Raw genomic sequence first — 11,577 nt, forward strand, 5'->3', positions numbered from 1 at the left:
AAACATTGCTCAACATTTTCACTAGTAGTCCCTGTATATGCAATATTACATATAAAAATCTTTATGTATTCCGTTATTAATTTAAAAGGAAATTATTTATCCATTAATCTATACCATCCGTATTTGCAGTTAAGGATACCCTAATTACATATGAAAAAGAGAGAAGAACATTGGTTAGTTCTTCTCTCTTTGTTTATTTTTAAGATAACTATCTATAAAATTTTGCTTTTCATAATTCTTCATGAGTCTAGAAAAGAATCTAATCCTTTTCTAGACTCAAAAAGAAATTTTTCTAATGTACATAATTACAACGACATTAAACCACTTTGCTCTTAAATCCAATACTTGTATTATTAATTGCATGAAAGTCCTTCTTGAGAAAGGTTTTAATTTCCGAATATTCTGTTGACCGTTATAACATATCCAATTTACAATTTAATTGTGGTGTTCTTTCACAATTAAACTACTTAGAATATACACTTCATTTATTTGAAAACAATTACAAATAGAGGTGCTAAAATGAAAACTAGAGTAAATCCAGAATTATTACAAGGGTTAGAGATGTTTCCGGATCTCGATTTACGCCCGGAAAACTTGCAATCAATCAGAGAAGGAATAGCTCAAATGAGACCACCTACCGTTGTTGATGACTCTCTTTCTTTAACAGATAAAGTCATTTTTGGGCCTGATGATAATCCGTTACCATTACGAATTTATCGTCCAAAATCAAATCATGAATCTTTACCTGTCTTATTATGGATACATGGTGGTGGTTATATCTTAGGTTCTATAGATGATAACGATGATACTTGTATGAGGTTTGCAAAAGAAGCTGGCTGTGTGGTTGTATCTGTAGACTACCGCTTAGCACCTGAACACCCTTACCCAGCACCAATTGAGGATTGTTATTCAGCTTTAAAATGGATTGCTGATAATGCAAAGTCATTAAACATTGATTCAAATCGTATTGGGGTTGCAGGAGTAAGTGCCGGCGGTGGACTAACAGCAGCATTATCATTATTAGCCCGAGATCGAAAATATCCTTCAATTTGTTTACAAATGCCACTATATCCAATGATTGATGACAGAAATGATACACCTTCAGCGAATGAAATTAAAGAGGGATTTGTTTGGAATCAAAAGGCAAATGAAGCTGGCTGGAAAATGTATTTAGGAGAAATGTATGGAACGGATCAAATCCCTGCCTATGCAGCACCTTCTCGAGCTGAGGATTATAGTGACTTACCGTATACTTACACATTTGTTGGTCAATTAGATCCATTCCGCAGCGAAACATTAACCTATGTAAGCAAACTAGCGCAAGCTGGTGTTGATGTGGAGTTTCATTTATATCCAAATGCCTATCACTGGTTTGAAGGGTTAAATCCAAATGCCGATGTATCTATTTATGCTGTGAACGAAATAGTACAAGCAATAAAGACTGGTTTCAAACGAGTATCCAAGGTTGAGGCTTAATCCCATTACAAGATAAATACTTATAAATAGTATATATGTTATCATTTAAACATAATAGCCGATTCTAAATGAGAATCGGCTATTAATATGTAAAATCCGCCTAATATATCAAGGTTGAGAAACAGATATAAGATGTTTAGGCGATGTGTTTATTTCCTCTGCCAATGCTTTTATGTTCATCATGATTTGAAGTATTTCTTCTTTTGTTGTCCTTGGGTTGATAGAGCAAAGTCGAATTACTACTTTTTCTTTTAATTTAGTAGTACTTAGCATAGCAAATCCTCTTTGATTAATTTCTTCCACTAATTTTTTGTTTATTTCATGAATTGTATCTGTAGATGTTAGCTCACATGGAATATAACGAAAAGTAACAATTCCTAATTGGGCGGGTGTTACTACTTCCCAATCTTTTTCTTTCCTTAAAAACTCTTCAACTTGTTCAGCTAGCATAATGCCATGATCAATTGCCTCACGAAAAGCTGTAACTCCGAATGCTTTAAAAGAAAGCCATACCTTTAATGCTCTAAATCTACGAGAAAGTTCAATTCCACGCTCCCCAAAATTCACTTTTTCTTCTATATTAGTTTCTGTATCCTTAATATACTCTGGGATCATACGGAATGTTTCACTTAAATATTGGCTATTTCGAATAAGTACACAACCAACATCATAAGGCTGAAAAAGCCATTTATGCGGGTCTAACGTTAAAGAATCGGCACGATGAATTCCACTTAATAACTCCCTTCCTTTTTCACTGAGAATTGCTGCAGCCCCATAAGCCCCATCCACGTGTAGCCATATATCTTCATCACCACATACATCAGCCAATTCATCGAGGGAGTCCACCGCTCCGCAATTCGTTGTCCCTGCATTAGCAATAACACAGAATGGTTTTTTCCCTTTTAATCGATCTTCTTTTATTTGTTTTCTTAAAGTACTAACTGAAATTTTTAAGTCTTCATCTGTCTCAATTCGGCAAATTTGATGCTGTTTAAAACCTAATACTTTAAGTGCTCGATCTACAGAAAAATGAGTTTGGTTAGAAAAATAAACAATCGCATTTTCTATGTCATTATTCAGCTTGACCTGTCTCGCTACAGTAAGTGCAGTCAAATTAGCCATGGAACCACCACTGACAAATAGTCCTTCAGCTGAATCAGGGAATCCTAGCATTGATTTTAACCAGTTAATTGTCGTTAATTCAATTTGTTCGGCACCTGCACCTACTATCCAAGCTGTAGGAAATACATTAAACCCACTTGCTAAAAAATCTGCTAATACACCAACATAATTATTAGGACCTGGCACAAAAGCCATAAAATGAGGATGATCCACATGAGTAATTTGATTAAACACATTGTTATTAAGAAAATGAAGTAATTCTTTTGGATTAGATCCGTTTTCCGGAATCGTTTCAATTAGCTTGTCTCTAAAAATATTACTATCAATCGTTTCTGAAACTGGTTTACTTTTTAAATGATTCATATGATCAACAATCAAGTCAACCGCTTGATATCCTAACTGACGCATTTCTTCGGCTGATAACTGTAATTTTTTTGTCATTTGATTTACTCCTATTCTATTTAAAAAGGCGAGTTCTTGCTCGCCTTTTCATTTTTTATAATTTGTAATCACAAATTGTTTGTATTGGATTTTGAAGAATCGTGTTGATTAACCCATGGATGTGATTTAATATTTCCTGTATTTTCTCTGCTTCATATACCGTTTGATCATATCCAAACTTTATTGTAAGTCTTTCTTCAGGGAAGCACATAATTCCATACTTTACATGTGGCTCATCAACAACTTCGTAATCCGTGATAGCAAAATGTCTGTTTTCATTTGAAGAAAAGATTGCTGGATTAGTTGGATAGTTTTCAAAAACCCAAAGATGGTCAGTCAACTCAGTTTTTAATTCACTTTGCTTTTGTATATCAACAAATGAATAGTATGCATACTCATTACATTTCAATGTCTCTAGTTGTACCTTTTGCAGAAAATCCACAAAAGATTGCGTTTCTGTCCATGCTAATCGGATAGGCAAAACATTTGTGAACAGACCGAACATATTTTCAATTCCTTCTACTTCGGGAGGTCTGACTGATACGAGATTAGGCAATACTACTTCTCTCGTTCCGTTGAATTTGCCAAGTAATATTCCCCATACAGCTAGTAGTGCTGTATTCATAGTTATATTGTTTTTAGTTACAAATGTCTGTAACTGATTAGTCAAATCCTTGTCTAATGTTAAATCCATAAAAGTGAAGTTTAACCCTTCACTTTTAGATGGGACTTTCTTTTTAGGAATACTAATTTTCTGATTGTATCCTGATAAATAATCTCGCCAAAAATGACGTGCTTTCTCATGATCTTGTGCCAAAGTCCAATCTATAAATGTTTCAAAAGGTTTTACCATAGGTAACTCCGCCGTAGTTCCCGCATTTGTAGTTTCGTAGAGCTGGAATAATTCGTCTATCAAAATGCTGACGCTCCAACCATCACATAATAGATGATGGGAACTCCAAATTACCTTATACTCGTTATTACCTAGTTGGAATATACAGAGACGGGTCATAAGTTCACCATTTTTAAATCCTTGACTTAAATTTTCATTCATCCACTGATCTAGGAATTCTTGCTGTTCTTGTTTCGTCATCTCAATCAAGTTTTTTATTTCTGAATTTATTTGAACATCATATAGAACAGCTTGCCAAGGTTTTGCTTGTTCATCTTGCACAATTATTGTTCTTAAAGAATCATGACGATCAACTAATTGTTGGAAACACTGAATAAAGAGTTTAATATCCAGCTCCCCCTCAAGTGCCCAAATTGTTTGTTCAAAATATGCATTTGTATCAGGTTCATTCGTAGCATGCTCATAAATAACTTCCTGGAAAGGTGCTAGCGGGTAAATACGTTCTATTTTTATATCCGGCATTTTTTCTTGTATTTTGGTAAGTGTATGTTGATTAAGTTGTTTATCTTTAACATTTAGTAATGTAGCTTTATTATCGTTCATTATATTTACATCATTTGTTTGTGAACTTGAAAACTGGTCTAGCTTTTTAACAAATTGAACCATATCTCTTAATATAGGAAATGAAAATAGATTTTTTGGTTCAAGCTCGAATCCTTGTCGATACAGTCTAACGGACACTTGAATTGCTTTTATCGAATCTCCACCTAAGGCGAAGAAATGATCATTTACTCCAACTTGATCTATTTTGAGTACTTCTTGCCAAATACTAGTTAATATTTTTTCCATTTCAGTTTTTGGGGCAATAAATACTTCATTTTTTTGTTTCTCCGGAGTAGGGAGCGCTTTTCTATCTAATTTCCCGTTTGGAGTCAGGGGTAATTGGTCCAAATAAACAAAATAAGAAGGAATCATATAATCTGGCAAGTGATCTCGCAAATGCTTTCGTAGTTCTGTTGTACTAATATTTTGCTCAGTTACCACATATGCAACTAAAAATTTTATCCCGTTCTCATCTGTTTGATCAATTACGACAGCATGTTCGACTTGTTTATAAGTTAGAAGACAATGAGAGATTTCTTCTAACTCTACTCGATATCCCTGAATTTTCACTTGGTAATCTTGGCGGCCTAAAAATTCAATATATCCCTCAGAATGCATTTTTCCACAATCTCCTGTTTTATATATAAGACCAAAATCAGGATGTGAAACAAACGCTTCATTTGTTTTCTTTTCATCATTTAAATATCCTTTAGCAAGGCCCACTCCCCCGATATATAAATCTCCAATTACACCAACAGGGCACATTTTCTTTTCATAGTTCAACACATAATACGTTTGGTTTGCCAAGGGCATCCCGTATGGAATACTATTCCAATGTGATTCCACCTGTTTGACCGGATAATAAATTGACCAAATCGATGCTTCTGTTGCCCCTCCTAGTGAAACTACTTCTGCAATCGGAAAATGTCGTTTTATTTTTTCTGGTAAAGAAAGCGGAATCCAATCTCCACTATGTAAAACTAAACGTAAAGAAGAATGTTCAAAATGAGAACCTACTTGATCCAATGCCAAATCCATGATTGCAGGCACTGTATTCCAAATTGTAATCCCTCTACGTTCGACAGTGCGGATTAATTCTTGCATGTCTCTCAGATCACGAATCATTACTAACATTGCACCTGTGCTTAAAGCTCCGAAAATATCGTATACAGATAGGTCAAAACACATGGAAGAGATACTAATAATACGATCATCTTCATTTACCTCATATTTTTGATTTATGTCTTGAATCGTATTTGTAACCGCTTGGTGAGTAATAATTACTCCTTTTGGTTTTCCTGTACTTCCTGAAGTGTATATAATATAGGCAATATCTTCTGGACCAGCAATAGCGGGCATGTCTTCTGTTGTATAAAATGACAAATCATTTTCTTCATAAAGACTAGGTTCTAATAAAAACTTGCATGAGCTATTTTTTAAAATATATGTTTGGCGATCTAAAGGATGATCGGGATCAATCGGAACATAAGCAGCACCTGCTTTTAAAATACCTAGCATATTAACAATTGTGTCAACTCGTCTTTTGGCTAAAAGACCCACTTTGTCACCAAGACCAATGCCCTGCTCTTTTAAGAAGTGGGCAATTTGATTGGAGCGTTTATGAAGTTCCGAGTATGTTAACCATTTTTGCTCAAATACCACCGCTACTTCATTCGGTGTACGTTTTACTTGGTCTGTAAATAATTGATACAGAGTAGTTGAAGGTATTTTTTCTGTTGTTTCATTATATTGTTCAATTAAAGTTTGATCCGACTCTTTCATCTGCAAAGATGTTATATCGCTTTGTTTCACCAATTGTTCCAATAAGTCAACAAATTGGGAAAACATTGCTTCTATCACATCAATATCAAACAACTCTTCAACATAATTCCAGCTAATTAATAACTCTCCATTTTTTTCAATTACTACATTATCCAAATACACTTGTGGAGTTCGAGCATGAATATAGCGAAGAGAACCAAGTTGTTCCCAAGAGAAAGCACCTGCACCTGCTAACATCGAGGTGAAAACGATCGGCATAACTGCTTTTGGCGTCATTTGATGATATCGAGTAAAATCTCGAATAAAGTTAACTCCATCGTAATGACGATGTTCAAGGCCATCTAATAAAGTAGATTGCGTTTCTTTTACTCTAGTAAAGAAAGTTTGCTCTGGTTTTACATCAACATCCAACAAAATAAGCGATGTGAAATCTCCTACAATCTGTTCTACTTCATCATGAACAGGATAACGGTTAAATACAGTCAAATTAATTGCTAATCGACGTTGATTACTCCAATATGCCAACACATCACCATATATTGTACAAAGTAGAGCGGAAGGCGTTACCTCTTTCTCTTGTGCTAACTTTCGTAGCTTTGTCCATTTTTCATTGTCCAGGATTTTTGTAAGTGATTGGAATTTAGGAGTAGCAATCTCTGCTGGATCCTTTTTTAACAGCAAAGAAGGTGCAAACGGAAAGTCAGGAAGCTTACTTGTCCAATAATCTTTTGCTGTTTTATATTCTCCGATTTGTTCCATTTCATCATAGATAAACATATAATCTTGAAAATCAAAAGATAAAGATTCTAATTTTTGATTTGGTTTATAATAATAATGCAACAAATCCTGTCCAACAATGTTCATGCTTGCTCCGTCCATTAATAAAGCATCGTATCGAAAACATAATAAATACGTGTCTTCTTTTAAAAGAAAAGCTTTCAATTCAAACAAAGGCCATTGCCCCAAAGGGAATACATGGTTAGTCATTCGAGAACGCTCTTCTTGCAAGCGAGCATTTTGATTCCTATCATCTAAATCTATGAGACTCACTATTTCAATCTGGTAATCAGGAACGCTTTGTAATATTTGCTGTTTTCCCTCTGGTAAAATTACAGCTCGCAACATTGGATGACGATGGATTACCTTTTGAAAACTTTTTGAAAGACGATTGATATCCAATGTTGTTTCATATTCAAAATATGTTTGAGGTGAAATACCACTTAATTCAAACTGTGAATTCCTTCCTAACATATACGCTGTCTGAACTTCTGTTAAGGAGAATGGATTAGACAAATCTTTAACATGAGTTGGTTTACTTTCAAAGTTTTCTTCTTTATGCTCTAACTTTACACAAGAACTCAGTTGAGCGATTGTAGGGTGCTTAAAAAAATCTGTTGTACTTATTTTTAAGCAGTCTTTTCTTAATAAATTAATTACCTGAAGTGCTTTAATGGATTCTCCTTTTAATGCAAAAAAATTATCATGAATACCGATTCCCTCAATCTCCATAACTTTTTCCCACGCACGCACCAATTTTTGTTCAATTTCATTGCGCGGGGCAACGTATGGAATTGATACATAATCCGTTTGGGTTATATCCAATAACCTTTTTCTATCCACTTTTCCATTTGGATTCAATGGAATCTCTTCTACCTGAATCATTTTTTCAGGAATCATAAACTCAGGTAATTTATCACTTAAATATTTTCTGATTTCACCAAAAGACACCTTGTTATCCGATACATAGTAGGCAGCTAATAATTTCCTATTTCCATACACTTGATCAACAACGATAGCCTGGTTTATTTCTGGATATTCCCTTAATTGAGTTTCGATTTCTCTTAATTCAATCCGATACCCTCGAATTTTCACTTGATGATCCATTCGACCTAAATACTCAAGTTCTCCATTAGGCAACCAACGAACGAGATCACCTGTATGATACATCATTTCCCCTGCCGCAAAAGGACTCTGTACAAATTTTTCATCTGTCAGTTTACTTTTACCAAGATACCCTCGTGCTACCGCTACTCCAGCAATGCAGAGTTCACCGGGAATTCCAAATGGTTTTAATTGGCCATACTTATTCAATATATAGGAATGATAATTCGGATTTGGTTTGCCGATCGTAACTTCTTTGGAAGTGCTCAAGTCTTTTATTGTTGCGCAAATGGTTGTTTCTGTGGGACCATAAATATTTAAAATTGTTGCTTCACTGATACAACGAATTTTTTCAACCAAATCAATGGAAAATGCTTCTCCTGCTAATAAAATAGATTTTAAATCTTTTAGAAAATTTGCCCCTTCTGGATCACTCAAAATCACTTCCATTCGCGATGGCGTTGATTCCCATAAATCCACCTTATGTTTTTTGACCAAATGAGCCAATTCTTTTGTTGCAAACTGTTCCTCTGTAGCAATTACTACTTTTGAACCTTGCGTTAAAGGAAGACATATTTCTAACAAGGAAATATCAAAAGATACACTAGCAAGAAACAAGAATGATTGATTAGCTTTTACTTTTTCTCTCATTACATTTAAAAAATGAACTAGCGATTTTTGTTCTATCATTACCCCTTTTGGATTTCCTGTCGATCCTGATGTGTAAATAACATAAGCCAAATCATTAGGATTATGTTCTCGTACTAAATTACTTTCTTCACCTTGGAAAAGATATTCTTTATCAAAATACAGTACTTCACCCGCAAATTGCGGCAATACTTCCTCTGTTCGCTTACTAAGTAAATATTTTGCTTGACTATCTTGTAACATATATTCAATTCGTTCAGTTGGGTAGTTAGGGTCGATTGGTAAATACGCTGCTCCTGCTTTTAAAATCCCCATCATACCAATAATCATTTCTAATGACCGATCTACCATAACGCCAATAATACTTTCTTTTGAAACACCTTTACTTTGAAGAATAGAAGCCAATTGATTCGCTTTCTTATTCAATTCTCTATATGTCAAAGATTGATCATTACAAACAACAGCAATTTGATCTGGAGTTTTTAATACTTGCGCTTCAAACAAATCTTGAAATGATTGAAACAAGTCTATGCCCGTTTGAAAAGTATTCAATCCTTCTAACAACTCTTTTTCTTCTTCTGCAATAATACAAATATCTTTCAATGCCAAATTCGGATTTTGTGAAACTTGCTTTAAAACATAACAATACGAATTGGCAAACTGTTGCAAAGAAGAGAATGAACGGGACTTGCAAGAAATTTGAAATTCAAATTCATTATGTATTTCATTCCATTTTCTTCGTATCCATAGGACTAAATTATTCTCTGCGTATTCTTCTAGTGAATTTTCATTATGTAATCCTTCCATCCCGATTACAATTTGAAAAGGAGTTAAATTGTGTTTAACTAATAATTCAGAGAGCGGATACTCCTGATTTTCATACCCGAATAAAGTCGTTTGTTCAATCTCATTTACTAATTGTTTAAAGGGGTGATGCGGATGGATTTCACTTCCTAAAGGAATCAACTTATTAAGATTCTCACTTTGTTCAAGATTCTTTTCAATTATAGGAATACCAATGGTAATTCTTTCTTGATCTGTATAATGTGCCAAACAAACCCTTAAAGCGGCTTGAAACCAGCTAAATAATAATAAATCTTGAGACTTACTTATTTTTTGTATACTTTTACTAAATTCTACATTCACTCTGACTTGAACGTACTCACAAGGTGTTTCTTTATTTAGTTGGTAATCGCTATTAAATTTAAATACAGAAAAATCGAGAATCTCGGAAGATAATTGCTCCTTCCAAAACGCTTCTACTTCTTTATTTTCATGAATTGAACTTCGATCTTTAATGTGCATTTTTATCTTTATCCCCCTAATATTCATTTCTTCTACTCGTTAATTTTTAAGCCAACTTCAAGCCCATGGAGAAACACTTGATGATTATCCAAACATAAAAATTGCTGAATATCTTCAAATTTCATATGACCAACTGAACAAACCCCTAAATTTAATGTTTCAGCAACCATATTTAAGGTAGCAGTGATAATGCCTGACTCAATACAAGCAAATAAATATCCATCTGAACCGTATTTCGGGATAGAAGCGTTCGCATTATAAATCAAATAAACTGAGAATGCAGATTGAGTAAATAAATCCTGATTAATTAACTCATGATCACTTTTGATCACTTGATCAATGTTGTTTACAATCACAAGACTGTTTTTTGATGGGTTATAATAATAAAATCCAGCTTTCATACCCTCTATACGTTTTGGTTTTATATAAACAAAGATATCAATGGGATAGAGCCCGCCTGCACTTGCGTAATGATAGTATATTTTTTCTTCCTTAACCTGTTTTAGAGTTGATAAGAATTGGGAAAATTCCGAAAAACTAATATGTTTTTCCGTATCAAATTGACGACAAGATCTACGTTCCTTAATTATAGTAGGTAGCTCATTTGTTGTTTCAAGTTGAATTTCGGTCGACCGTGCAGCAACGTGCGTGCGATTTAATTGTTCACTCATATACTTATCTAACTTTTCTTTAGAAAAGCGAATCTGGTTGCTATATGGATTTGAAAAAATCTTTTCTTGTGAAGAAAATACTTCTCTTGGGTGTAATATATTACTTACTAACACACGATTTTTTATCATGAGCTCTATGTTTTTTTGTGTCTCTTCTACATTTCCTAACGAAAAGCGCTCTACTAGTTCACTAATTTTCACACCTTTTTGAGCCATAAAATAAAAATCTGGAAACCACTCAGACAGAATACCTGTAAATCTCATTTCCCCTATCAAAACTTCATTATGCAACTTCTCCCAATGCTTAATCGGAGACCAGTAATAAATTTTCTCGCTCATATAACCCTCCATAAACATTTAACTTATTTTTGAAATGCAATTTTCTAATTTACAAAAATTTTTTTGGATTCTGCTCCTTGTCTCATAGTGATTATAAATACATGCACTTTAACGAAACTTGAAAATAATGAAATAACTTTTTCTTCATTAAAATTTTTTATTTCATCATAAAAAATGATTTCTTTTTGGATATTTCACATCCTTTCCCATAGTAATCCTATAAGGTATAAACCATTTGTAACATTGAGAATATTCATGTATTTCCAATGTGAAATTATTGTAATGGATTGGAGAGCGGTTGAATATAGTTATTAAATCAAATAATGTTGAGAAAGTTTTATTTATTATATCGATAAAATTTTATGATGTAATTTATTACAAATAGATTAAGAAAAGAGTTTTAAATTTTTCTTAATCAGTTAGTGTGAAAATATCACATACTATTACATACAATCG

At 33.7% G+C, this 11,577-nt stretch carries 4 protein-coding genes; 1 reads left to right on the forward strand and 3 read right to left on the reverse strand.

Features of this window, described 5'->3' with window-relative positions; translation table 11 throughout:
- The first annotated feature begins 519 nt into the window (after positions 1 to 519).
- Complete coding sequence (locus BCG9842_RS13135) at positions 520 to 1,476, forward strand: alpha/beta hydrolase (protein WP_000857936.1); 957 nt, start codon at positions 520 to 522, stop codon at positions 1,474 to 1,476.
- A gap of 108 nt (positions 1,477 to 1,584) precedes the next feature.
- On the opposite strand, the gene BCG9842_RS13140 is transcribed toward BCG9842_RS13135, so the two are convergent.
- From BCG9842_RS13140 to BCG9842_RS13150, 3 genes are read right to left on the reverse strand one after another with little or no spacing between them, the layout of a single operon-like run.
- Complete coding sequence (locus tag BCG9842_RS13140; protein ID WP_000162820.1) at positions 1,585 to 3,039, reverse strand: pyridoxal phosphate-dependent decarboxylase family protein; 1,455 nt, start codon at positions 3,037 to 3,039, stop codon at positions 1,585 to 1,587.
- A 55-nt stretch (positions 3,040 to 3,094) separates the two neighbouring features.
- Positions 3,095 to 10,111: a non-ribosomal peptide synthetase gene (locus BCG9842_RS13145; RefSeq protein ID WP_000547598.1), complete on the reverse strand. Its 7,017-nt coding sequence runs from the start codon at positions 10,109 to 10,111 to the stop codon at positions 3,095 to 3,097.
- Positions 10,112 to 10,143: 32 nt separating this feature from the next.
- On the reverse strand, positions 10,144 to 11,121 hold the full coding sequence (locus tag BCG9842_RS13150; protein WP_001290966.1) for a SagB/ThcOx family dehydrogenase: 978 nt from the start codon (positions 11,119 to 11,121) through the stop codon (positions 10,144 to 10,146).
- Between the last annotated feature and the right edge of the window lie 456 nt (positions 11,122 to 11,577).

The organism is Bacillus cereus G9842, from assembly GCF_000021305.1.
In the GTDB taxonomy this organism is placed as follows: Bacteria; Bacillota; Bacilli; order Bacillales; family Bacillaceae_G; genus Bacillus_A; species Bacillus_A thuringiensis_S.